The 21,614-nt window shown below is 63.6% G+C and carries 22 protein-coding genes and 1 pseudogene; 13 read left to right on the top strand and 10 right to left on the bottom strand.

Translation table 11 applies throughout. From position 1 onward, the window contains the following. Positions 1-60: 60 nt before the first annotated feature. Together AC1DWF_RS12735 and AC1DWF_RS12740 are read right to left on the bottom strand one after the other, a co-directional pair. Complete coding sequence (locus tag AC1DWF_RS12735; protein WP_476788683.1) at positions 61-1,431, bottom strand: amidase; 1,371 nt, start codon at positions 1,429-1,431, stop codon at positions 61-63. Beyond that, positions 1,428-1,595 carry a hypothetical protein gene (locus tag AC1DWF_RS12740; RefSeq protein WP_476786201.1) on the bottom strand — a complete coding sequence of 56 codons (168 nt, stop codon included), beginning with the start codon at positions 1,593-1,595 and terminating at the stop codon, positions 1,428-1,430. The genes AC1DWF_RS12735 and AC1DWF_RS12740 overlap by 4 nt, the downstream gene beginning before the upstream one ends. A 101-nt stretch (positions 1,596-1,696) precedes the next feature. On the opposite strand from AC1DWF_RS12740, the gene AC1DWF_RS12745 reads away from it, so the two are divergent. Further along, entirely contained in the window at positions 1,697-2,956 is a 1,260-nt protein-coding gene (locus AC1DWF_RS12745; protein ID WP_476788684.1) for an NAD(P)/FAD-dependent oxidoreductase, read from the top strand. Between the two features lie 116 nt (positions 2,957-3,072). Here AC1DWF_RS12745 and AC1DWF_RS12750 read toward each other — a convergent pair whose 3' ends face one another. Then, positions 3,073-3,837 (bottom strand): SDR family NAD(P)-dependent oxidoreductase, encoded by a 765-nt coding sequence (locus tag AC1DWF_RS12750; RefSeq protein WP_476786203.1) that lies wholly within the window; start codon positions 3,835-3,837, stop codon positions 3,073-3,075. A 47-nt stretch (positions 3,838-3,884) separates the two neighbouring features. Continuing rightward, entirely contained in the window at positions 3,885-5,357 is a 1,473-nt protein-coding gene (locus tag AC1DWF_RS12755; protein WP_476788685.1) for a gamma-glutamyltransferase family protein, read from the bottom strand. A gap of 166 nt (positions 5,358-5,523) precedes the next feature. Here AC1DWF_RS12755 and AC1DWF_RS12760 point away from each other — a divergent pair, with 166 nt between their 5' ends. From AC1DWF_RS12760 to AC1DWF_RS12790, 7 genes are all read left to right on the top strand, one after another. Next, entirely contained in the window at positions 5,524-6,282 is a 759-nt protein-coding gene (locus AC1DWF_RS12760) for a TenA family transcriptional regulator (RefSeq protein WP_476788686.1), read from the top strand. Positions 6,283-6,291: 9 nt separating this feature from the next. After that, entirely contained in the window at positions 6,292-6,600 is a 309-nt protein-coding gene (locus AC1DWF_RS12765; RefSeq protein WP_476787360.1) for a 2Fe-2S iron-sulfur cluster-binding protein, read from the top strand. Positions 6,601-6,712: 112 nt separating this feature from the next. Further along, a complete protein-coding gene (locus AC1DWF_RS12770; RefSeq protein WP_476788687.1) occupies positions 6,713-7,012 on the top strand; it encodes a ferredoxin in 300 nt (99 codons plus the stop codon). Between the two features lie 36 nt (positions 7,013-7,048). Next, positions 7,049-7,342 (top strand): 2Fe-2S iron-sulfur cluster-binding protein, encoded by a 294-nt coding sequence (locus AC1DWF_RS12775; RefSeq protein ID WP_476784481.1) that lies wholly within the window; start codon positions 7,049-7,051, stop codon positions 7,340-7,342. 30 nt (positions 7,343-7,372) lie between these two features. Further along, positions 7,373-8,827 carry an aldehyde dehydrogenase family protein gene (locus tag AC1DWF_RS12780; RefSeq protein WP_476788688.1) on the top strand — a complete coding sequence of 485 codons (1,455 nt, stop codon included), beginning with the start codon at positions 7,373-7,375 and terminating at the stop codon, positions 8,825-8,827. Position 8,828: 1 nt separating this feature from the next. Beyond that, a complete protein-coding gene (locus tag AC1DWF_RS12785; protein ID WP_476784484.1) occupies positions 8,829-9,584 on the top strand; it encodes a sulfite exporter TauE/SafE family protein in 756 nt (251 codons plus the stop codon). Then, positions 9,581-10,501: an ornithine cyclodeaminase family protein gene (locus AC1DWF_RS12790; protein WP_476784485.1), complete on the top strand. Its 921-nt coding sequence runs from the start codon at positions 9,581-9,583 to the stop codon at positions 10,499-10,501. Before AC1DWF_RS12785 ends, AC1DWF_RS12790 begins: the two co-directional genes overlap by 4 nt. A 224-nt stretch (positions 10,502-10,725) precedes the next feature. Here AC1DWF_RS12790 and AC1DWF_RS12795 read toward each other — a convergent pair whose 3' ends face one another. The 4 genes from AC1DWF_RS12795 to AC1DWF_RS12810 all read right to left on the bottom strand — a co-directional run bounded on the left by AC1DWF_RS12795 (position 10,726) and on the right by AC1DWF_RS12810 (position 13,990). After that, on the bottom strand, positions 10,726-11,367 hold the full coding sequence (locus AC1DWF_RS12795; protein WP_476788689.1) for a GntR family transcriptional regulator: 642 nt from the start codon (positions 11,365-11,367) through the stop codon (positions 10,726-10,728). A 268-nt stretch (positions 11,368-11,635) separates the two neighbouring features. Further along, positions 11,636-12,649, bottom strand: a complete 1,014-nt coding sequence (locus tag AC1DWF_RS12800) for a 2Fe-2S iron-sulfur cluster-binding protein (RefSeq protein ID WP_476784487.1) — start codon at positions 12,647-12,649, stop codon at positions 11,636-11,638. A gap of 43 nt (positions 12,650-12,692) precedes the next feature. After that, the gene (locus AC1DWF_RS12805; protein WP_476841728.1) at positions 12,693-13,172 is read right to left on the bottom strand and encodes a GlcG/HbpS family heme-binding protein; all 480 of its coding nucleotides are present in this window, start codon (positions 13,170-13,172) and stop codon (positions 12,693-12,695) included. An 89-nt stretch (positions 13,173-13,261) separates the two neighbouring features. Next, entirely contained in the window at positions 13,262-13,990 is a 729-nt protein-coding gene (locus AC1DWF_RS12810; protein ID WP_476788690.1) for a TenA family transcriptional regulator, read from the bottom strand. Positions 13,991-14,066: 76 nt separating this feature from the next. Between AC1DWF_RS12810 and AC1DWF_RS12815 the strand changes: the two are divergent. After that, positions 14,067-14,266 (top strand): annotated as a pseudogene (locus tag AC1DWF_RS12815) (IS110 family transposase); the annotation flags it as partial. Here AC1DWF_RS12815 and AC1DWF_RS12820 read toward each other — a convergent pair. Together AC1DWF_RS12820 and AC1DWF_RS12825 are read right to left on the bottom strand one after the other, a co-directional pair. Next, positions 14,239-15,747, bottom strand: a complete 1,509-nt coding sequence (locus AC1DWF_RS12820) for a winged helix-turn-helix domain-containing tetratricopeptide repeat protein (RefSeq protein WP_476841731.1) — start codon at positions 15,745-15,747, stop codon at positions 14,239-14,241. The pseudogene AC1DWF_RS12815 and the gene AC1DWF_RS12820 overlap by 28 nt on opposite strands. A 697-nt stretch (positions 15,748-16,444) precedes the next feature. Beyond that, a complete protein-coding gene (locus tag AC1DWF_RS12825; RefSeq protein WP_476786904.1) occupies positions 16,445-18,424 on the bottom strand; it encodes a BTAD domain-containing putative transcriptional regulator in 1,980 nt (659 codons plus the stop codon). Between the two features lie 139 nt (positions 18,425-18,563). On the opposite strand from AC1DWF_RS12825, the gene AC1DWF_RS12830 reads away from it, so the two are divergent. Genes AC1DWF_RS12830 through AC1DWF_RS12845 form a run of 4 tightly spaced genes read left to right on the top strand, consistent with a single transcriptional unit; the run spans position 18,564 to position 21,279 of the window. Then, positions 18,564-19,193 carry a DMT family transporter gene (locus tag AC1DWF_RS12830; protein ID WP_476788691.1) on the top strand — a complete coding sequence of 210 codons (630 nt, stop codon included), beginning with the start codon at positions 18,564-18,566 and terminating at the stop codon, positions 19,191-19,193. Between the two features lie 38 nt (positions 19,194-19,231). Then, positions 19,232-19,690: a hypothetical protein gene (locus AC1DWF_RS12835; RefSeq protein WP_476787271.1), complete on the top strand. Its 459-nt coding sequence runs from the start codon at positions 19,232-19,234 to the stop codon at positions 19,688-19,690. Between the two features lie 50 nt (positions 19,691-19,740). Then, positions 19,741-20,382, top strand: coding sequence for a hypothetical protein (locus tag AC1DWF_RS12840; RefSeq protein WP_476841729.1), 642 nt, complete (start codon positions 19,741-19,743; stop codon positions 20,380-20,382). 45 nt (positions 20,383-20,427) lie between these two features. Next, a complete protein-coding gene (locus AC1DWF_RS12845; protein WP_476841730.1) occupies positions 20,428-21,279 on the top strand; it encodes a DUF1194 domain-containing protein in 852 nt (283 codons plus the stop codon). Positions 21,280-21,614 lie beyond the last annotated feature (335 nt).

Here is a 21,614-nt window from a genome sequence, read left to right on the forward strand (position 1 = left end):
CGATTTCGGCTTTTGCGGTGGTGGTTCAAGGAATGCGCCGCCACGCCGGCGGCGCTTGCGTCAGCTGAAGTAGCGCGGCGGCAGTCTGACGGGATCGTCGTCGAGGCGCTCATACATGGCCGCGATGTCGAAGAGGCGGTTTTCGGTCCCGTGTCCTCCGACGATCTGCAGCCCCAGCGGCATGCCGTTGCCGGCCTTGCCGAAGGGAAAGGCGAGCGCCGGGTGGCCGGTCAGGTTGGCCAGGATGTTGGGGATCGGTTCCTCGAGGAAGTAGAACTTGTCGACTGTCTTGAGCGGTCCCGCCGGTGCGAGCGCGCCGGGCAGCAGGATCGCGTCGATGGTGGCGAGGCTGGCGTCGATCTGCCTGCGAAGCACCTCGCGCAGCGTCCGTGCCGCGATGACGTCGGCGGCAGCGAGGCTCTCGCCGACAAGTGCGCGGCCACGGAACATTTCGCCGAAGGCGGAGAAGGTGCCGCGCACTTCGGCGCCGTAATGTGCCGCGATCTCGGCCATCATCACCACGGCGCCGGGCGCGTGGAAGGTTTCGAGCGGCGGCAGGTCGAGTTCGACGATCTCGCCGCCATTTCGGGCAAACAGGTCGAGCGCGTTTTGCATCGCCGTTGCCATTTCGGGGCGCAGGCTGCCGCCCAACCCCCATGCACAGGCGGAGATGCCGAGGCGCATGCCGGCAAATGACGGCACCTTGCCCGTGAGCATCGGCCTGTTTTCGGTCTCCGACATCGCGGCATAGAGCCTGCGGCAGTCGTCGACACGCGCGGCGATCGGACCGCAATGGTCCATAGAATGCGCCAGCGTATCGATCCCGTCCACGGGAACGACGCCGAAGCCCGGCTTGAATCCGACCATGCCGCACATGGTGGCCGGTAGTCGGATGGAGCCGGCGGTGTCGGTCGCCACCGATCCCAGGCACAGCCCGCCGGCGACCGTGACACCCGACCCGCTCGACGAGCCGCCCGGGAACATCTCCGGACACCACGGATTGCGCGCCGGCGGAAACGGCAGGTCGAAGGACGGGCCGCCGAAGGCCAGTTCGTGGCAATTGGCTTTGCCGATGATGATCGCGCCGGCATCGGCGAGCCGGCGCACGACGGGTGCATCCTGCTTCGGCCTGCGGTCGAGCCGCGAATGCGAAGCGCCGGTGTTGGGCATGCCGGCAACCTCGACGATGTCCTTGACCGAAATGGGCACGCCCGCCAGCGGGCCGACCGTCTCACCGGCGGCTAGGCGCGCGTCGAGACGTTGTGCCTGCGCCAGCGCCGCCTCGTCGGCGACATGGATGTAGCCCGAAAGTTCGCCGTCGAAACGTGCGATGCGGTCGAGGAAGTAGCCCGTCACCTCGACGGCGGCGATCTCGCGGCTGGTCACGGCGGTAGCGAGTTCCGCGATGGAAAGCTGCTCCAGTCTGCTCACGGCTTGTTCTCCCGGTCCTGCACGCGGGCCAGTTCGGCGACGCGCCTGGCCAGCCGTTCGAGGACTGAAACGCCACGCGCGAAATCAGCAGCTTCGGCAGCGCTTGCCTCGGGCGGCAGCACGATCTCGCGAAGGTCGGGCGCAGGCGGGGTCACGTCGCGCATGTTTTGTCCGGGGCTGAGAGATTGGAATTGATCAGTATACGTCTGTTATGCATTGTTGGCACCGGTCGGGATTGGGGCCGATCAGGGATCGGGTGGGCAGCGTGAAGCAGAATGAAAAGCCGTTCGACGTGGTCATTGTCGGCGGCGGCATCGTCGGGCTGTCGGTGGCGCTCGAAGCGCAAACGCGCGGCCTGTCCGTCGCGGTGATCGACCCTGATGTGGCCGAGGCCCGCGCGTCTTTTGGCAATGCCGGCGTGCTCAGCCGCGGCTCCATCTTCCCGATGGCCGCACCCGGCATCCGGTCGCGCCTGCCGCGTTATGCGTTCGGCCGCGACATTGCTGTACGCGCCCGCTTGCGGTCGCTGCCACACCTCGTGCCCTGGCTGGTGCGCTTCCTGATCGCTGCCGAGGAGGGGGCCTGGCGCCGCGCGGCGGTGGCGATCAACCCGATGGTCGCCGAGGCGTTCGACCGTCACGTCGTGCTGGCTGATCTTGTCGGGGGCCGCCATCTGATCAAGCGCAATGGCTGGCTCAGGCTCTACCGTAGCACCGAGGCCTTCGCCGGCAGCGCGCTGGAGCGGGCGGTTCTGAAAGAGAACGGCGTCCGCATCGATTGCCTTGGCGAAGACGAGATCCGTCAGCTCGAACCGCATCTCGCTCACCGCTTCAGCAATGGCATCTTCTTTCCCGACACCGGTTCCGTCGAAAGCCCCGGCGAGCTGGTCGAGCTCTGCCGGCAGGCGGCCGAAGCGCGGGGGGCTGTCCTGATAGCTGGCAAGGCCGAGGTCATTCTCAATGGCGGCGAGACCATGGCGGTCATGGTGGCCGGTCGCCGCATCGAAGCCCGCCATGTCGTGCTCGCCGCCGGCGCCCGTTCGGCGATGCTTGCCCGGACACTCGGCTACCGTTTCCCGCTTGCGGCCGAGCGCGGCTACCACCGCCATTTCGCCCTGGCCGATGGCGTCGAACTGCGCCGTCCAGTCTATGATGCCGCTGGCGGTTACGTGCTGTCTCCGATGAACGGCAATGTGCGCCTGCTCACCGGCGTCGAGCTGGCGCGGCCGGACGATCCTGCAAATCATGCACAGATCGACGGCGTCGAGCCCGACGCGCGCCAGACGCTCGGCTTCACCACGCCGGTCGACCACAAGACCTGGCTCGGCAGTAGGCCATCGACGCCGGATGGACTGCCGGTCATCGGCCGCGCCGCCCGCCATCCCAGGCTGATCTTTGCTTTTGGCCATGGCCATATCGGTTTCGCCAACGGGCCGATGACAGGCGCGATCGTCGCCAGCCTGATGCAGGGCGAGCGCCCACCGGTGCCGATTGCCGCCTTCGCGCCTTCGCGTTTCGGCGGCTAGAGCGTTTCCGCTTTTCTTCGAAATGCGGAATCTCTCTATTTTCTTGTTTTTGCGCAATTCCGGTCGGAAAACCGCTTCACACTTTTCCTGGAATTGCTCCGGGCGGCGGAGCGCCGTCACGGCAGCGTCAGCCCGCCGTCGACATGCAGCGACTGGCCGGTGATCTGCCTGGCCTCGCGCGACAACAGGAACAGGATCGCCGCCGCCACGTCGGCCGGTTCGGTCAGCCGGCCTGTCGGCGTGACCGCAATGGCCTTTTCGAGTGCCGAGGTCGTCGCCGCGAAATGGCCGGTCGGGTCCTTGCGGGTGAAGCCCGGAACGACTGAGTTGACGGTCACGCCTTTGGGCGCGAGTTGCACGGCCATCGATTTCGCCAGCGCCTCGAGTGCGCCCTTGGCCGCCGACGTCGCCGGAAAATGGATGTCGGCAGTGCCGAAGATGTGGGCGACGAAGGAACTCACCACCACCACGCGCCCGCAGTCCGAGGCGACGAGGTCGGCCATCGCCGCATTGACGAGACGCAGCAGTGCGGTTGGCATCGTCTCGAAAGCCTGGGTGAGATCTTCCGGCCTGACCTCACTGAGCGTCGAGCGTGTCGCCTGGGCAGCGTTGGAAACGATCTGGTCGACGCGGCCGAAGCGGGCGCGGGCGGCAGCGACCATCGCCGTGGGCACATCAGGATCGGCGAGATCGCCGAGCACGATCTCGGTCGCGGCCCCCGATGCCTGGCAGGTTTCGGCGACGCTCTTCAGCCCTTCGGCGTTCTTGCGCGTGTGCAACACGAGCCCGATGCCCAGCGCCGCGAGCCGGCGGGCGGTTTCGGCGCCGATGCCGCTGCCGGCACCGGTGATGAGCACGATGCGATCGAATGATGTGGTCAAGTCTTTGTCCCCGAGGCTGTTGAGAATGATGTTTGCATGCGCTCGGCTTAAGCGCCTAGTGCCACGCCGTCCTTGCGCTTGTCCGAGCCGCCGAGCAGGCTGCCGTCTTCGGCGCGCAGAACGAACTGCGCGCCGCCGAAATCGCTTCGGCCGGCCAGTTCGCCAGCGCCTTCAGGGTCGCTGTAACCGGCATCGCGCAGCGTCCTGACGATGGCATCTGATGTGCCCGGCTCGATCGCCAGCGCCTTGTCGCCCTCCAGCCGCCAGCGCGGCGCGTCAATGGCCGGCTGCAACTGCTCGCCCCAGGCGGCGAGGCGGACCATCATCTGGACATGGCCCTGCGGCTGCATCGCGCCGCCTACGACGCCGAAGCCGGCATGGAACCGGCCGCTCTTCAAGGCTGCCGCCGGGATCACCGTGTGATAGGGTCGCTTCGACGGTCCCGGTCCGTTGATGTGGCCGGGTTCGGAAAAGCCGTGGCCGCGGTTCTGCAGCACGAAGCCGGCGCCGGGAACGGCGATGCCGGAGCCGAAGCGCTTGAAGATGCTGCTCATCAGCGTCACCGCCAGACCATCATTGTCGACGACCACGGTGCAAACCGTGTTGCCGGCGGCATCGGCAACGGTTTTCTTGGCCTTTGCCATGGCGCGTCCTACGGCTTCGACCATGGCAAGCGTGGTTGCGGAATCGTCGCAGTCGAGTGGCGAGGAATCGAGTTCCTCCAGCGCGTCGAGCACGGCCACACCATGGGTGTTGGGCGGGCATTCGAGCACCGTCAGGCCACGGAACTTTCGTTCGAGCGGCAGGACGAAGTCGCCGCGATGGCTGGCGAAGTCCTCCACCGACAGCAACCCGCGCTTGGCCTGGTTCGCCGCCGCTGCCTGGCGGGCCGGGGCGCCGAGATAAAAGGACTCAGGGCCGTCGGCGGCGATCGCTCGCAACACCGCCGCAAGCTCTGGATTGGCGAAACGCTCGCCAGCGCGTGGCGTGCTGCCGGCACGGTAGAGTTTTGCGCTGGCGGGATCGAGCTTGATCACCGGCTCGAACACCGCCCATTCGCGCGCGGTGATCGGCAGGACGGCAAAGCCATGCTCGGCAAGTGCGATTGCCGGAGCCATCAATTGGGCAAACGGCAGGCGGCCGAAGCGGGCGTGCAGGTCGAACCAGCCCCGCACCGCGCCCGGCACGGTGACGGACAGGCCGTGCCGCTCCGGGATGCGCTGGTTTGGCAGATTCTCCACCGCCTCCACCGACAATGCTGCCGGCGAGCGACCGGTGCCATTGTAGCTGATCGCATGGCCGTCCGGCTCCACAAGCATCGCCAGAAGGTCGCCGCCTATGCCGGTCGCCATCGGCTCGACCACACCGAGGATGGCGTCGGCCGCAATCGCAGCATCGACGGCGGAACCTCCCGCCGCCAGCATGTCGTGCGCCGCGCGCGCGGCGAGCGGGTGACCGGTCGCCACCATAGCGATTTTGCTGCGAACGCCAACGTTGCCGTGTGTTTCGGAGCTGTCCATCGCCGTTGTCCTAACCTGTACCAGGCGTTCGATCATCGCTTTTATAGCATACTGTATGCGCGCATTGGCTGCGTTCACCAGCACGACAGTAGAATGCGGCTTGCGTGGATGTCAATTTGGTATACAGTATCCTAAATCAAATTTGAGAATCGACAGGGGATACCGAATGACGATAGCGATGAACCCGGACGAATTTCGTACCGCACTTGAGAACGCCATCAAGGGCAAGAGCGCCAACAAGTCGCCATTCAGCCTCGCGTGGGCAAGTGGCAAGCTGAGCCGCGACCATCTCTCGCGCTGGGCCGAGAACCACTACCACTATGTCGGCCCCTTCGCGGACTACCTCGGCTACATCTATGCCCGCATGCCGGAGCAGTATGTCGAGGCGAAGGATTTCCTTCTGGCCAACATGTATGAGGAAGAGATCGGTGGCGACCGTCACACCGACCTGTTGATCCGCTTCGGCGAGGCTTGCGGCACTAGCCGCGAACGCATGACTGACCCGGAGAACATGTCGCCGACGACGCGTGGCCTGCAGAGTTGGTGCTACTCGGTAGCGATGCGCGAGGACCCAATCGTTGCCGTGGCGGGCCTTGTCGTCGGACTCGAATCCCAAGTGCCGTCGATCTATCGCAAGCAGACGCCGACCCTTCGCGAGAGCTACGGCTTCACCGACGAGGAGGTCGAGTTCTTCGACTTGCACATCGTCTCCGACGAGATTCATGGCGAGCGCGGATACCAGATCGTTCTGGAGCATGCCCGTACCGTCGAGATGCAGCAGCGCTGCCTAAAGATCTGCGAGGTAGGTGCCCAGATGCGGCTGCTATACACCACAGCCCTCTACAACGACTATGTCGCCGGTGATGTGAAGCTTGGGCGGGTCGCGCCGATGGAGCCGGAACTTGCCGGTATCGGCGGCGTCTGAGTCAAGCACATGCCGAGAGTCGTCATTCACAGCAAGGGCGAGGCCTTTAGCGGCGAGGTCAAGGAGGACACCAACCTCGTCGTCCGCGCCGGCATCAAGCAGTTTCCCTATCCGCACCTCGCATACAAATGCGGCATGGGAAAATGCGGTACCTGCGCCAGCCGCATCCTTGCCGGTGCAGAGCATCTGCCTCCGCCCAACTGGAAGGAGAAGAAGCAGCTCGGCGACAAGATCGACGAGGGCTTCCGTCTGGTCTGCCAGCTGTGGATCAAAAACGACATCGAGCTTCGACAGGAAAAAGTGACGGAGCAGGCCTAGCGGCCGAACTTCCCGTCGCGCCGGCGTGGTGCGGCAATTCCGAAACAAGGCGGTCGACGGCGCGTGAGCGCAGCCTCGACGCGCGAACAGCAATCAGCATGAGGTGAAGCCAATGTATGTGGTTTTGACAACCAAGCCGGGCGAGTTCCGGACCGAAATGAGCCCTGGCGTTCAGCCGGTCGAGACCTACGACTACATCTTCTACGGCCGCAAGCGGGCGAGCTTCACTATCGCCCGGCTCACCGACGAAGGCCATGCCCGCATCCGCATAGTCGAGGACGAGCCCCCGCAGATCGAAAACAACGTGCCCTGCAAGCTGTTCGAGAAGTTCGACACGGTCGAGGACGCTCGCCACGAGCTCAAGACGCTGACCACCTACGGCAGCATGGACATCCAGCTCAAGCTCGTCTGAGGGGCCGGCCAGCATCAACATACATCGAACGCACCGATGATTAACATCACCTTCATCACCAATGGCGGCAAGCAGGTGTCCGCACCCGACAACAGCAACCTGCTGCGTGTGTCGCTGCGCGAGAAGGGGGGCATCCCCTTCAAGTGCGGCGGCGGGCTCTGCGGAACCTGCCGCTGCAAGATCGAGACCGGCATCGAAAACACCGATGCCGTCAAGCCAAAAGAGCGCAACCACCTGACCGTGGACGACCTCGCCGCCGGCTTCCGCATGGCCTGCCAGACCTTCGTACTCGGCGACATCAGCGTCTCCTGGGTGCCCAAGACGCGCTGACGCGCCCTTCTCCGAAAGCAGAACCGACTGATGACTGAGCAACATCTGAACTACATCGCCGGCGAGTGGCAGCCCGCGCGTGCCGGGGCCACCTTCGAGAACCGCAATCCCGCCGATGAGCGCGACCTGATCGGGCTGTTTCCTGACTCCGACGCCACCGATGTTGCCGAGGCGGTGGCAGTGGTTGCATCTGCGTGGCCGACCTGGGCGGAGCAGTCGCCGGAGGTGCGCGCCGACGTGCTGTTCAGAGCTGCCGACCTGATGTCCCAGCGCGCCGACACGATTGCGGCCGAGCTCACCCGCGAAGAGGGCAAGACGCTGATCGAGGCGCGCAACGAAGCCAGGCGCATTGCTGCCAACTTCCGCCTCTATGCCGGCGAGGCGCTGCGGCTGAATGGTGAGACCTATCCGAGCGAAAGCGCGCAGCTGGTGCTGTCGGTGCGCCAGCCTGTCGGCGTGGTCGCCGTCATCACGCCGTGGAATTTCCCGCTGTCGATGGCCGCCCGCAAGCTTGGCCCGGCACTTGCCGCCGGCAACGGCGTGGTCTTCAAGCCGTCCGAAATCACGCCGCTGATGGGCCAGCGACTGGTCGAGGTCTTGCTCGATGCCGGCCTGCCTCCGAAGCTTGTCGCGCTCGTCCAAGGCAAGGGCGCCAAGGTCGGCCAAGCCATAGCAGCGAGCCCCGGCGTCGATGCGCTGACCTTCACCGGCTCCTACGCGGTCGGCAAACAGATCGCCGCTTCGCAATCCACCGATACCCGCGTGCAACTCGAGATGGGCGGCAAGAACGCGACAGTCGTTTTGGCCGACGCCAGCATCGACAAAGCGGTAGCCACCATCGAACGCGGCGCCTTCGGCCTCACTGGCCAGGCCTGTACCGGAACCAGCCGGGTGCTCGTCGCCCGCCCGCTCTATGCCGAACTGGTTGCAAGGCTGGAAAAGTCCGTTGCCGCCGTCAAGGTCGGGCCGGGCACGGCAGAAGGCGTGCAGATGGGGCCGCTTGCCACCCGCGCGCAGTACGACAAGGTGCTCGCTTATGTAGGCATCGCCCGCGAGGAGGGCGGCCGCGTCGTCGGCGGCGATGCGCTGCGCGAGGCCGACAGCAGTCTGGCGCATGGCTATTTCGTCCGCCCGGCCGTCGTTTCCGACCTGCCAGACGACAGCCGCCTGTGGCGCGAGGAGATCTTCGGACCGGTCGTCGCCATCCGTCCTATCGACAGCCTCGACGAAGCGATCAAGCTGGCCGACGACACCGAATACGGTCTCGCCGTCTCGCTGGTAACTGGCGATCTGCCGTCGGTTTTGCGCTTCGCCCGCGAGACCCAGCATGGCATCGTCAAGGTCAACAGCCCGACCACAGGCGTGTCGCTCAACGCCCCCTTCGGCGGCCTGAAGCATTCGAGCAACCAGGCGGCGAAGGAGCAGGGCGGCGCCAACGTCATGGATTTCTACAGCCGCATCAAGAGCATTTATCTTGGGGCCTGACATGCTCCAGTCCCTGCTCGAGTTGATGCCCGGCGACTTAGTGCCGGGACATCTGTTCGGCATGGGTGCCATGGTCTTCATTGCTGCCCTGCTGCAGGGCATAGGCGGGCTCGGCTTTGCTATGGTGTCGGCGCCGCTTGCGATGCTGTTCTTCCCCGAGATGGCGCCCGGGCCGTTGCTGGTGCTCGGCGCCGGCTTGGCGCTGCTCGGCCTTCTCCGCGACTTCGACGCCGTCGACTGGCCGAGCGTGACCACGCTGATGGCCGGCCGTGCCGGCGGCACACTGGTCGCCGGCGCCACGCTCGCGGCGCTGCCCACCAATGCGTTCTCGATCGTCTTTGCGGTGTTGATCCTTGCTGGCGTCGGGCTGAGCTTCGCCGGCTGGAAGGTCAGGGCATCTCACCCCAACATGGCGCTGGCCGGCCTCGCCTCAGGGCTGATGGGCACCATCACTTCGTCGGGCGCGCCGCCCTTCGCCATCGTCATGCAATATGTGCCGCCGCGCCAGATGCGCGCGACGATCAGCTGCGTCTTCTTCGTTGGCGCGATCCTGTCGCTGCTGATGCTGGCCTATGTCGATCGTTTTACCCTGCCGCAGCTCTGGCTCGGCATCCTGCTCTTCCCGCTGATGCTGGGTGGCTTCTTCGTTTCGAGCCGCTTCGTCGGCTATTTCTCGCCGCGCGGCGTGCGCATCCTTTTGCTCACCATGTCCGGGCTCGGCGCGCTTGGCATTCTCACCCGAACGCTGGTGCAATGATGATCCATATCACCGACGCCATGGTTGAAAAGGCGGTCAGCGCTGCCGACGCTCGCGCCGTGCTGGCCGATGCCTTCCTGTCTTTCGGCAGGCAAGAGGCGGCAATGCAGGCGCGCATCCGCAGCGAGGCCGACGGCGTCAAGCTGTCGACGCTGGGCGCCGTCATCCCCGGCCAGCAGGTTTTGGGCGCCAAGGTTTACAGCACGATCAAAGGCCAGTTCTCCTTCGTCATCTTGCTCTTCTCGTCCGTCGACGGCCGCGCGCTCGCCACTTTCGATGCCGGCGCCATTACCCGGCTCAGGACCGCCGGCTGCTCGGTCATCTCCGCCCAACGGCTTGCCCGCCCTGACGCGTCGACGCTCGCCATCTTCGGCTCCGGTCCGCTGGGCCGGGCGCATGCGGTGCAGATGGCCGAAGCCTTTCCGCTCAGGCACGTGCTGCTGGTGAGCCGGTCGTCCGATCCCGCATTGGCGGCCGAGCTGGAAGCTGCCTGCGGCGTTCCCACGAGAATGGCCACGGCCGAACAGGCGGCAGCGGAAGCCGACATCGTCATTACCGCCTCGCGATCGCCAACTGCATTGTTTTCGGGCGACCTGCTCAAGCCGGGGTGCTTCATTGCTGCCGTCGGCTCGAGCCTACCCAACACCCGCGAGCTCGACGACCGGGCAATCGCACGTGCCTCGCTCGTCGCCGTCGAATGGCGCGAACAGAGCCTACGCGAAGCAGGCGATCTCGCGCTGGCCGATCCCCAGGCGCTCACTGCGGCCAAAGTCGTCGAGCTCGGCGAAATCCTCGCCGGAAGGGCGCGTGGCCGCACCTCAGATGATGAGATCACCGTCTACAAGTCTGTCGGCGTTGGCCTGCAGGACATCGCGCTGGCCGGGCTAGCCTACCGTCGGATCGTTGGCCAGGATTGATCTGGAGGTGGCCCACAGGCTGGGGCCGGTGATTGCCGGCTCCCGACATGGGGCTATCTCTTCTTCACTGCCTGCCGTGCCTGCTGTAGGCGCGGAGCTAAAGGTTCGATTGCGGCGCGTTCAAGACTGGCGACCGGTGGGTGCCTCAGGGTGACACGAAAGCTGATATTCAGGTGCCCCTACCAGCCCCAATTCGCCGGAGAGTTACGACAATCGCTGAGCGCCTATTCCTGTGGCATCTCGGCAGCGTTGTAGACGTGGCGGGCGGCAAGCAAGGCGGCGAGTTCGCTGTCGCCGGCGATGACCGCGCGGAGGATGCCGGCATGCTCTTCCCAGTTCTGGCGGCCGCGGCGCTTGCTGATCGGGGCGAACAGCATCACCGTCCGATCGCGCAGCGAGCGCACTATGTCCTGCAGCACCGAATTGGCGGCGACGGTGGCCAGCGCCTCGTGGAATTCGGTGTTCTGGCGCGAGAGCAGCACCGGATCGTCGGTGTCGGCCAGCTTGGCGCCGTCGTCGAGGATGCGTTGCAAAGCGGCGATCTGTTCGGGGTCGTGGCGCTTGGCGGCCAGCTTGGCGTTGAGCGCCTCGAGCGTAGCGCGAACTTCGACCAGCTCACGCTTCTGCTCCTCGCTGAACACCGCAACCGATGCACCACGACGCGGCTCGATGGTGACGATGCCCTCGGCGGCGAGTTCGCGCAGCGCCTCGCGCACCGGCATGCGCGACACGCCCATCTCCTCGGAGAGGCGGCCTTCGACAAGCCTTTCGCCGACGCCGATTTCGCCGCTGACGATGCGCTCGCGCAAGGCGGCGGTGATCAGCTTGGTGAGCGGAGCGTGGATTTCCCCGAGTATGACGGTCATGGTCTTACACTTCCTGTGGCAAGGGTCGAATCAACCTGCGGAAGCAACGCCTTGTGCCGGACGATATAGCGTCCTGGCTTTGGAGTACAGTATTCAATCAGCACCGCCCATCTGGTGCATTTCAGGCTAGGATTCGAGCCGGATCGCGCCCACGGGTGCCGCCGCATAGGGAATTCCTAGCAAATGGTCGACGCCGTCATGCGGTCGCCCGGCGGGCGTTGCGACTGAGATTTCCATGTTGCCCTCGCCCTGCGCTCGGTGTTCGCCGCTACTCCGCCGGCACCAGCGTGTGCTGGAAGTTGAAGGCGTCGGCGTAGATGAAGCCGGGATTGGCGCCGTTCTCGACGAACAGTTTTTTGGCGCTCGATATCATCTTGGGCGAGCCGCACATGTAGATGGCGTGCTCGGAAAGGTCGCCGATATCCTCGGCAGCGATCTCCTGGACATAGCCCTGCCGTCCTTCCCAGCCCGGACCGGGCCGCGACAGCACCGGCACATACTGGAAGTCGCACAACCGCTCGCCCCAGGACTGGATCACGTCATGCAGATAAAGGTCCTCTTCCGTCCGCATGCCCCAGTAGAGCGACACTGGCGGGCAGTCGGGATCGTCCATCAGCGATTCCAAGATGCTCTTGATCGGCGCCAGCCCCGTACCCGTCGCCACCATCAGCAGCGGGCGGAAATCCTCCTTGCGGCAGCAGAACAGGCCATGTGGCAGCTCGACGTCGAGCCTGTCGCCGGGGCTGAGCCGCAGCAGTTGGCCGCCGGTGAAATGGCCGTCGCGGACGCGCCGGATATGCAGGTCGACGGTCTTGCCATTGGGTACCGAAGCCATTGAAAAACTGCGCTTGTTGCCATCGTCGAGCAGCACGTTGAGATACTGCCCTGGCCGGTAGATCAACTCCTCCGAGCCCGGAAGCGCGAGCGTCAGATGGACGACGTCGCGGCCGACATTGCGGACCGACTGGACGGTCGCGGCATACCGTTCGGGATCGGAGCACGGATCCATCGGCCGTTCGGTCGAGATCAGCAGGTCGCTTTCCGGGCGTGCCTGGCAGGCAAGCGCGAAGCCTTCCTCCTCGTCCTCCGGGGTGAGTGCCAGCGGGTATTCCTCGTAGCGGACGCAGCCTTCCATCAGCCGCACGCGGCAGGTGCCGCAGCCGCCCTCGGTGCAGTCATGCAGCAACTGGACGCCCTGGCGGATCGCCGCCATCAGCACGGATTCTTCCGAGGCAACGGTAAACTGGTCCTCGGTTTCGAGGACGCGCACAACATGGTCCATCCATGTCTCCACTGTTCGGTTGGACGCGGCGCTGCCGCTTCGGTCACTTCTTGATGTCGGCCTGGACCATGACCTTGTGGCCCTTGGGTTCCAGTATCGCTTGCAATGCGGCGAGCGCCGCCACGCCGCAGGCGATGTCTTGTTCGCCATTGCCGCCGCTGAGGCCGACGCCGCCGATCACCTCGCCGTCGACGACGACGGGAAAGCCGCCGACGAAGRCGGCGAASYKGCCCTSGAAGCTSMRCTGGATGCCGAAGGCCTCGTTGCCGGGCAGSGCMGGGCCGTTCGGCGGGGTGGTGAACAGATGCGTCGAGCGCTTGTGGCCGGCGGCGGTGAAGGCCTTGTTCCAGGCGATCTGCGGGCCGGTGACGCGCGCGCCGTTCATGCGCTCCAGCGCGATCGGATGGCCGCCGTCATCGGCGATGCAGACTGTTTCGGGAACATTGAGCTCCAGCGCCTTGGCCACAGCCGCAGCCATCATCACACGGGCTTCTTCGAGTTCGAGTTTCAAGACCTGTTTCACGTCGTTGTCGTCCGGTAATTGTTGGCGTTTGGGTCAGCGAGGGAACGCACGAGGCAGGGCCGCCCCGCGCGCTCCCCACTGTGGCGGGATCAGGCGGCGAGCAGTTCCTCGAGCGGCAGCTCGGCCGCGACATAGTCGTTGTAAAGCGCGGTGGTGTAGAGCAGCCGCATCTGGGCACCGACCTCGCAGATCTTGAGGCAGCGCTGCTGCATCTCGACGGTGCGGGCATGCTCGAGCACGATCTGGTAGCCGCGCTCGCCATGGATTTCGTCGGAGACGATATGCAAGTCGAAGAACTCGACCTCCTCGTCGGTGAAGCCATATTTGTCGCGCAGGGTCGGCGTCTGCTTGCGGTAGATCGACGGCACCTGCGATTCCAGGCCGACGACGAGGCCGGCAACGGCGACGATCGGGTCTTCGCGCATTGCAACCGAATAGCACCAGCTCTGCAGGCCGCGTGTCGTCGGCGACATGTTGTCGGAGTCGCGCATCCTGTCGCCTGTCGTGCCGCAGGCTTCGCCGAAACGAACGAGTAGATCGGTGTGACGGTCGCCGCCGATCTCYTCCTCRTACATGTTGGCGAGCAGGAARTCCTTGGCCTCGACATGACCCTCTGGCATGCGGGCATAGATGTAGCCGAGGTAGTCCGCGAACGGCCCGACATAGTGGTAGTGGTTCTCGGCCCAGCGGGCGAGATGCTCACGGCTGAGCTTGCCGCTTGCCCAGCCGACGCTGAATGGCGACTTGTTCGCGCTCTTGCCCTTGATGGCGTTTTCCAGTGCCGTGCGGAACTCGTCCGGGTTCATTGCGACGGTCATTCATTGCTCCTTCGGGTCGTCACATGTCAGGTCATTTGGGATACTGTATACCAAAATGACCCGAGTGCAAGAGCCGCTGGTCGGAGCGCATACCGCCCTCTACCGGATGAAGAAGGGGACGAGTGATGGCCTTTGGCGAACTGGGCCCGAGGCCTGCTTGCGAAGAAGCCCTTCACGCTTGTCGCGGTTGCAGTCGCCAACAAAATCGCCCGCATCGCATGGGCGATCATGGCAAAGGGGCATGAACTTCACTCCGGAAGGCCGGCCTTGCGGTAGCCATCGACGAAATGTTCGAGCGTTGCAGCGTCGCGAAATGGCTCCGTCGAGGCCCAGTGGCGGGTTGTGAAATTCGGATTGCCTGTGAGGAACAGTTCGACCTCTGCGCGCGCCTCTTCGAGCCGGCCCAACTGGGCAAGGCTTGCCGCCAGGAAACGGCGTGAGCTTGTACGATAGGTCTCGTCCTTGTGCAGTGTCTCGACAGCGGCTTCATAATCGACAGCCGCATATTGCGCCTGTCCGAGCGTCAGATAGTACCAACTTGGCGGAAACGGATTGAGCCGGAACGCCTTGCGAATGTGCTCGAGGCCCTCCTCAACCCGCCCGGCCAGGACCGCGATGTCGGACAATGCCGCCCAGGTGTCGGCCTCGTTCGGGTCAAGCTTGATCGCCTTGGCGAATTCCGCATCCGCCTCGGCGAAGCTGCGCTCATAGGCAAGCAGGTAAGCCAGGACCCAGCGACAACCAGCATCGTTGGGATCGATCGCGACAGCCTTTCGCGCCAGTTCCAAAGCAACCCTACGAGTAGGCTCTGCTGGCCCGCCGCTATGTATCCATCCCATCCAGTGGTTCATGGCAAGCCAGCGATGGGCCTCGGCGTATTCCGGATCGAGCGAAACAGCGCGAGAGAGCATCAGATGGGCTTCTTGCGCCGCCTGCGGCATGTCATCCATCAGCTTGCGCGCCCGCACGCAGAGATCGTAGGCCTCGAGATTTTTGGGCCGATTGCGCGGTGGCGGCGAGCGCAGCCGGCCCAGCAACGCCTCCACGATCTTGCCGGTGACCTCGCCCTGGACGGCAAAGATATCTTCCAGGCCGCGATCGAACCGTTCCGCCCATAAATGATCGCCACTCGCCGCGTCGACCAGCTGAGCGTTGATGCGCACGCGTCCCGCCGCGCGGCGTGCGCTCCCCTCCAGCAGGTAGCGCACGCCGAGCTCTTCGGCGATCGCGCGCACGTCCGTCGCCTTTCCCTTGTAGGCGAAGGMSGAGTTGCGGGCGATGACGAASAGGCCAGAAATCCTGGACAGGTCGGTGATCAGGTCTTCGGTCAACCCGTCGGCGAAGGAGGCTTGCTCGGGATCGTGGCTGACATTGACGAAAGGCATCACGGCTATCGACGGTTTGTCGGGCAGCGGCAAGAGTTTTCGCATCGCGCCATGGATCTGTTCGACGGCTCCCGTGAAGCGGTAGCCGACGCGTGGAACCGTTGATATCCATTCACCGCCGTCGTCGGCGGGGCCAAGCAACTTCCTGAGCTGCGCGATCTGGACGGTGAGGTTGCCTTCTTCGACGGCTGTGCCCGGCCACGCGRCGTCCATCAATTCGGCCTTATCAAGGATTTCGCCTGATCGTCTGACGAGCGCCGCAAGCAGCTTCAGCCCGCGGTGGCCGACGGCAACGGGAACATCGTTCCGAAGGAGCGTTCCCACATCCGGATCAAGCACGAACGGACCAAAGGCAAAGCGCGCTCCCTGCATGCGACGCATCTATAGCTCGTTTGGAAGTTTTTGGAACTATTTGGCAGAGCTTAACGACGACGGTGTTCGTATCCTGCAGACTTCATCCTCTTTCAGGTCGAGGGCGGTGGCCCTCAAATCCGATGGAGGCTGCTATGAACGATACGTCCACCCTCACGTCGGCCCCGCATCAGTCAGCGCAGCCGGGAACGCCGATGGGGCCGGCGGACGTGACACGTCGGCACCTGATGACTGTGCGAAGCGTGATAGCGACTTGGCGTTGGCGCATACATTCTCGCTGGGACCTTGAGCAAAAGTCGAGGGCCGATCCCCATTTGATCGACGATATCGGTCTGACGAGGCGGCAGGTCGAGGCGGAGATCGCCAAGCCCTTCTGGCAGGCATAAGGCGAATGTTGACATGACATAGGATCGTCAGTTTCCGTGTTCCGCAGTGGTTCGTCGGCATTTGCACTGCATGAAATCACCGCAAGAGAGATCGGATCCCATGGGTCGCGATGGAGGCCTCATCGCAACCGTCAGGGTGTTCGATGTGGCACAAAGGCTGACCTATCCGCTGCTCAGCCCTATCTTGGAGCGGCAGGGGGGTAGCACCAGAGAGTTCAGCGAAACGGCGGCTCGTCGACGCGATCATCCAGAAAACTGACACCGCTTCTCGCCCACCAGTGTCATCGTGATACTCGGCGCTGCACACCTGGTTAGGAACTGGGAAGGCCAGCCTGCGACAGCATTTCAAGGAACCTCGAGTGATGCAAATCCTTGACATAGCGCGGCACAAAGCCAGGACAGACATTGCCAAGGTTGAGATGCGGAAGCTGCGAAAGGCAGTGATGGATGGCCCGGGAGGCCTCTGCCTTGTTGCCCGTTGCAGATGCTGCCGCAGCCCAATATAGGGCACCCCGAACGAACCCTGGCTTAGTCCGAACCACCTTGCGGGCGACTTCAAGCGCCCGTTGATCGTCTTCGCCGGCGAACCGCGCCATTACCACGCTATGGTGTCGCCAGAAGTCGATAACGTCATGCGTTCCGAGGCGTATCGCTTCGTTGGCCTCGTGTAGCGCTTTATTGACCTGTCCGCTCAAGGCAAAAAGCATTGCAAGGTCGCCGTGACCACTGGGGTAGCTTGGGTTGACGCTGATGGCATGCCGACATTCGGTGATCGCATCTTCGATACGGCCAGAGCTCTCGAGCGCGAATGACAAAACGCACCGGGCAATTTCATCGTCCGGCACGGCCCTCACCGAGGCTTCCGCAAGTGCGAGCGCATACTCGATTTGCCCAGGCTCCCGAGGCAGTGCTCCAAAAGCTATCCCCATTGAAGTTATGATCGAGAGTGTCCGCTGCGCGCGCGCGTTGTCGTGACTTAGCGAAAGAGCTTTCTCGGCGAGCTCCAAGCCTACCAACAGCGAGTCCCGCGTCATCTCGAAATATTTCATGAGAGCTTCGTTCACCAGCCTGCGCACTTCAGGGGGGCCGGGTGGGCTCTTGTCGCGGACCTTCCAGTTCGTCAGCTGAAGTTCGAGGGTGACGGCAAGCACGACCGACTGTGCTATGTGGTCCTGGAACTGAAGTGCGCTCTCAGAGTGGCCATCAAACTTCTGGGCCCAGACGTTCTGACCGCTGGCGGCATCGACAAGCTGGACATTCACCCTCAGTTCGTCGCCAGATCGCTGAATGCTGCCGCTCATCACGTAGCGCGAGCGCAGCATTCCTGGCGCTTTGGCTTCATCGCCTGCGCCATTCTTCTCCAGGGCCGGCAACCTGGAGAGTACGACATAGTCGGCCACCTCGGACAAAGCCGTGGTGATGTCCTGGACGAGCCCTCTGGCAAAAAAGTCGTCGCCTCGCTTTCCCGTCAGGTTGACGATGTCGGCGACGCTGATCGACGGGCGCTCGACGCGCTGGCCGGTCGGAACACTGGGTGGCTGCGGATTGGACGCGTTACCGCCGGCCGACAGAGACTGCCATAGTGCTTGTGTCTCGGGGCTGACCGTGACGCCGAACTCCTTCTTCAGAACGTCCTTGCAAGCCTCAAATGTCCGCATGGCCCTGTGTCGTTGGCCGCACGCAACAAGCAGTTCTATCTTCAGCCGATAGGACGCCTCCCGCGTCGGTTCCATGGCCAGAAGCCGATCCGCAATGACGAGCCCAGTTTCCGTGTCGACCAGACGGGCAAGCTTCTCAAACGACTCAAGTGCGCGGCTCAGGAGCCGGTCGCGTTCCGCTGCGGCCCAATCATCGAAAGCATTGCTGCCCAGATAAAGTCCATCGAGGAACGGTCCGGTGTAATGGCTCAGTGCCGTTTCGAGTTCCAGCGAAGAGCGGGCCAAAAGCCCTGATTCAAATTCCTCTACGTCAACGCGAACTTTGTCCGGCCTGAGCCCGATTAAATCCTTCCGAAAATGGATGAGATCCACACCTGCTCGCGAGAAATCCCGGCGCAGAACGCTAAGCGTTTGTCGTAGGCTGTTTCGTGAGTGGTCGCTGTCGCTATCGCTCCATAGCAAGTCGGCCAGTCTTTCCCTCGTCGCCGTCATGCCAGGGCACCGGGCCAGATAGGCAATGATTGCGGGTCCCCGCTTTCCGGTCAGCCAGAGCGAGCCAACAGGCTCCCAATCAATTCGGAAGCCGCCGAAGAGCGAGATTTTGTTTGCAGTGGCGCTGTCTTCACCTGGCATTTGCCCAATAGCTTCCCACCAGCCCAAATCCTAACTCAAAACTAACGCCCCGCAAACCAACGGCCCGTGCATTCAAGCGCTGTCGTGACGGAGGATCAATTAGAAATCGCTAAAAGCCATCTGAGCAAGATGAGGGCCTGTGTCAAAGCTGCAAGCCAATCTGCTGCTTCTGCTTGCCGCCGCTTTGTGGGGCTTTGGCAACGTCGCGCAAAAGACCGTGCTTATCCATCTCGATGCTTTGAGTGCGGTCGGCTTGCGTTGCCTGATCGGCGGGCTGCTGGTGCTGCCCTTTGTCCTGACCGAACGGCGCGCGCCCGCCGGGCCGGGTCATTTTTCGAGCCTCGCCAAGGTGGGCGCACTGTTTGTCATCGCGATCGTGCTCCAACAGGTCTGCTATCTCGGCGCCTCTGTCACCAATGCAAGTTTCCTGATCAGCACAGCTACGGTAATGACCCCTATCGCCGCCTGGCTACTCGCCGGCGAACGGCCCACGGCGAGCATCGCCATCGCCGCTGGCCTGACCGTTGTCGGAGCCCTGCTGTTGTCGGGCGGGATTGCGAGCCTTGGCTCTGGTGACCTCACGGCCCTTTTGTCGGCCGCCTGCTACTCGCTCTGGATGATCGAGCTTGGCCGCCATGTGCAAGCCCATGCGCGTCCGTTCACAGCCGCTGCAGTGCCGTTTCTTTGCACCGCCGCTCTTGCCCTGCCGGTCGGGGCAGTGTTCGGCAATCGTCGCCGGCCGCAATTTTTGCGGCCGGTCCAGAACTGATCGTCCTTGGCGTGTTCTCTACGGCAATCGCTTTCGGCATGCAGGCGGCGGCCCAGCGCTTCACCTCTGCGAGCCATGCCGCGGTGATCGTCAGTGCCGAGAGCGTTTTCGGGACGCTTGGTGCCGCGATCTTTCTCGGCGAGCGGTCCTCGACCATGGGGGCTTTGGGTGCCGCGATGGTTCTCGTGGCCATCCTGTCGGTCGCAATGTCGAAGGGATCGACACCGACAAACGCGCCCCGGCGGAACGCCCCCATCCGGTCCTTCGCTGCTCCGTCCTTGCCTATGCCACTGCCCGTGCGGGCAAAGCCGATCGTCCCACCGCCAACTAAGGGTCCAAAAGTGAGGCACGCTATGATCATTGCCGATGCGAACGGCCAACTTATCGCCCCAGCATTGCAAACCGTGGCGAGACTTCGTCTCCCCGCATCGGGGACTGCCTTGCCGGAGGCCGCCGTGCAGATAGCGTCCAAACTTGTCGCGAGGGCACCACAATGACGTCGCTGGCAACTCTTTGTCCGCGCCTGGTATCCGCGTTTCGCGCCCGCATGAGCGGCCCCGGTGGCTACTACAACAGTGGCAATGCACTCGGCCTCGTCGCGGGTCTTGGGGTCCAGATCGCCACCGCACCGGCCGGATCGCCTGGCGAAAACACTGTCATGGCGGCGATGGTCGACTATTTCGCCGGCAGCCACAGCGCTGTCGCGCTGACGTTGGCGACGCTGGTCTTCTTCTGGGGCGGCGAGGCCTATCACCGGGCGTGGGCACAGCCGGACGCTCCCGATCCGGCCCTCAACCGGCTGGGCGACCTCCTTTCTGGCATAGGTGCGATCGGACTCGGCATCGCGCTGTTGTTGCTCGGCGATCCGCTGCTTGCTGCAACCTCCGGGCTGCTGCATGCGCTGGGTAAATTCGGCAGCGCCTTTCACCGGCCGGGCACGCCGGTTCCGGTGTGGCCAGTCGCTTGGCCCGACCCGTTTCGTAGCGTCGTTCTCGCCAGCAGGTTGCCGGCAATGCTGGCAACGGCGCTCGCCCTCGGCTCGGCCTTGCCGCAAGTCTGGCCGGACGGGCCCCTCACAGTGCTCATCATGCCGATAGCCTTGCTCGGTTGTTACTTTTTATGGGCCAAGGCCGACCTGCTGCTGTTCGGCTCGGAGGCCAAGGTTCCTCGCCAGATTTCCGAATATTGAAATCGATCGCTTTCAACCCAGCCAGACGCGGAAAAGGAAAGTGCCATGTTTGGAAAAGCGCGCCAAGACGTCGGTCGCAAGCTTTGGGCGCGCCTCGATCCCGTGCAGGTGCCGTCCCTGACGGTAACCGGGTGGCCCAAGGGCCCATTGAGACTGGCCGCCACACTTGCGGCGTCAATGTTCTGGGGCCTGCAGGCGCATGCTGCTAACGTCGATGTGGCTGTCGTGTTCGCAGTCGACTTTTCGTCCTCGATCGATCCGGATATAGCCGATCTCCAACGCAAGGGACATGCCGCAGCGCTGACGTCGCCCGAGATTGTCGCCGCCATTGCCCGCAATTATCTCGGCTGCATTAGTGTAACCTACTTTGAATGGTCGAGTGCCGGGCGCACACGCATTGTGCTGCCGTGGACAAGGATCTRCTCATTGAAAGATGCCGAGGCTGCTGCACTGGTGATCAGCGAGGAAGGCGATACCGGCTTTAGTCGCAGGGGGCGAGGTAAAACGTCCGTTTCCTCAGCCATCGACGTGGGAAGTCTGCTCCTTGACCAGTTTCCGGGAACAGCGGCTAAGAAAGTAATCGACATCTCGAGCAATGGCGAAAACAATGACGGCCTTCCTGTTCACCCAAGCAGGTTGAACGCGATTGCTAAAGGGTACACGATCAATGCGATCGCCATTCCGACGGAAGGTGAGAACCCCGACCAAAGGTTGGCCTCGTATTTTGCCGACTCCGTCATTGGCGGTCCCCAAGCCTTCGTGGTTGCCCTCAAAGGTCCTGGCGACTATGCCACGGCTCTCCGCCGCAAATTGGTGGCTGAAATAAGCATGAACGTTGACCCACAGTTTTCGCAAGAGGCGGATGAGCGTTCTTCGCGGTTGTGTCGCAATTGCTGAATGCAGTCACGGTTGGCCAAATCCAGGCGCAAGCACATGATCTTCGAAGTCAGCTTCGCGTGCGGGGTGGCACATCGGCGGCGAGAGGGTCTCCAACGGGACGGCTGCTTGTTGATAGCTTCGAAAGCTGACCGACGGCACGCGACCTCGAAGCGGATGAGGTGGATGGCTCCCGCTCCCGGCATCTGAGTGCCAAAATGGGTTTGCTGTCTGGCAACCCAAGCAAAGGAGCCATCCGCCATGCAGATTACCACCGTGGGCCTCGATTTGGCCAAGCGTGTTTTTCAAGTTCATGCCGTTGACGCGTCTGGAGACGTTGTCGTGCGCAAGGCACT

This window comes from Aminobacter sp. P4_D5, from assembly GCF_056401815.1.

Bases quoted from the DNA above. Each gene is read 5' to 3' on its own strand.
- AC1DWF_RS12740 (WP_476786201.1), bottom strand. From the start codon at position 1,595: ATGCGCGACGTGACCCCGCCTGCGCCCGACCTTCGCGAGATCGTGCTG.
- AC1DWF_RS12755 (WP_476788685.1), bottom strand. From the start codon at position 5,357: ATGGACAGCTCCGAAACACACGGCAACGTTGGCGTTCGCAGCAAAATC.
- AC1DWF_RS12760 (WP_476788686.1), top strand. From the start codon at position 5,524: ATGACGATAGCGATGAACCCGGACGAATTTCGTACCGCACTTGAGAAC.
- AC1DWF_RS12765 (WP_476787360.1), top strand. From the start codon at position 6,292: ATGCCGAGAGTCGTCATTCACAGCAAGGGCGAGGCCTTTAGCGGCGAG.
- AC1DWF_RS12770 (WP_476788687.1), top strand. From the start codon at position 6,713: ATGTATGTGGTTTTGACAACCAAGCCGGGCGAGTTCCGGACCGAAATG.
- AC1DWF_RS12775 (WP_476784481.1), top strand. From the start codon at position 7,049: ATGATTAACATCACCTTCATCACCAATGGCGGCAAGCAGGTGTCCGCA.
- AC1DWF_RS12780 (WP_476788688.1), top strand. From the start codon at position 7,373: ATGACTGAGCAACATCTGAACTACATCGCCGGCGAGTGGCAGCCCGCG.
- AC1DWF_RS12785 (WP_476784484.1), top strand. From the start codon at position 8,829: ATGCTCCAGTCCCTGCTCGAGTTGATGCCCGGCGACTTAGTGCCGGGA.
- AC1DWF_RS12790 (WP_476784485.1), top strand. From the start codon at position 9,581: ATGATGATCCATATCACCGACGCCATGGTTGAAAAGGCGGTCAGCGCT.
- AC1DWF_RS12795 (WP_476788689.1), bottom strand. From the start codon at position 11,367: ATGACCGTCATACTCGGGGAAATCCACGCTCCGCTCACCAAGCTGATC.
- AC1DWF_RS12800 (WP_476784487.1), bottom strand. From the start codon at position 12,649: ATGGACCATGTTGTGCGCGTCCTCGAAACCGAGGACCAGTTTACCGTT.
- AC1DWF_RS12825 (WP_476786904.1), bottom strand. From the start codon at position 18,424: ATGCCAGGTGAAGACAGCGCCACTGCAAACAAAATCTCGCTCTTCGGC.
- AC1DWF_RS12835 (WP_476787271.1), top strand. From the start codon at position 19,232: ATGCAGGCGGCGGCCCAGCGCTTCACCTCTGCGAGCCATGCCGCGGTG.
- AC1DWF_RS12840 (WP_476841729.1), top strand. From the start codon at position 19,741: ATGAGCGGCCCCGGTGGCTACTACAACAGTGGCAATGCACTCGGCCTC.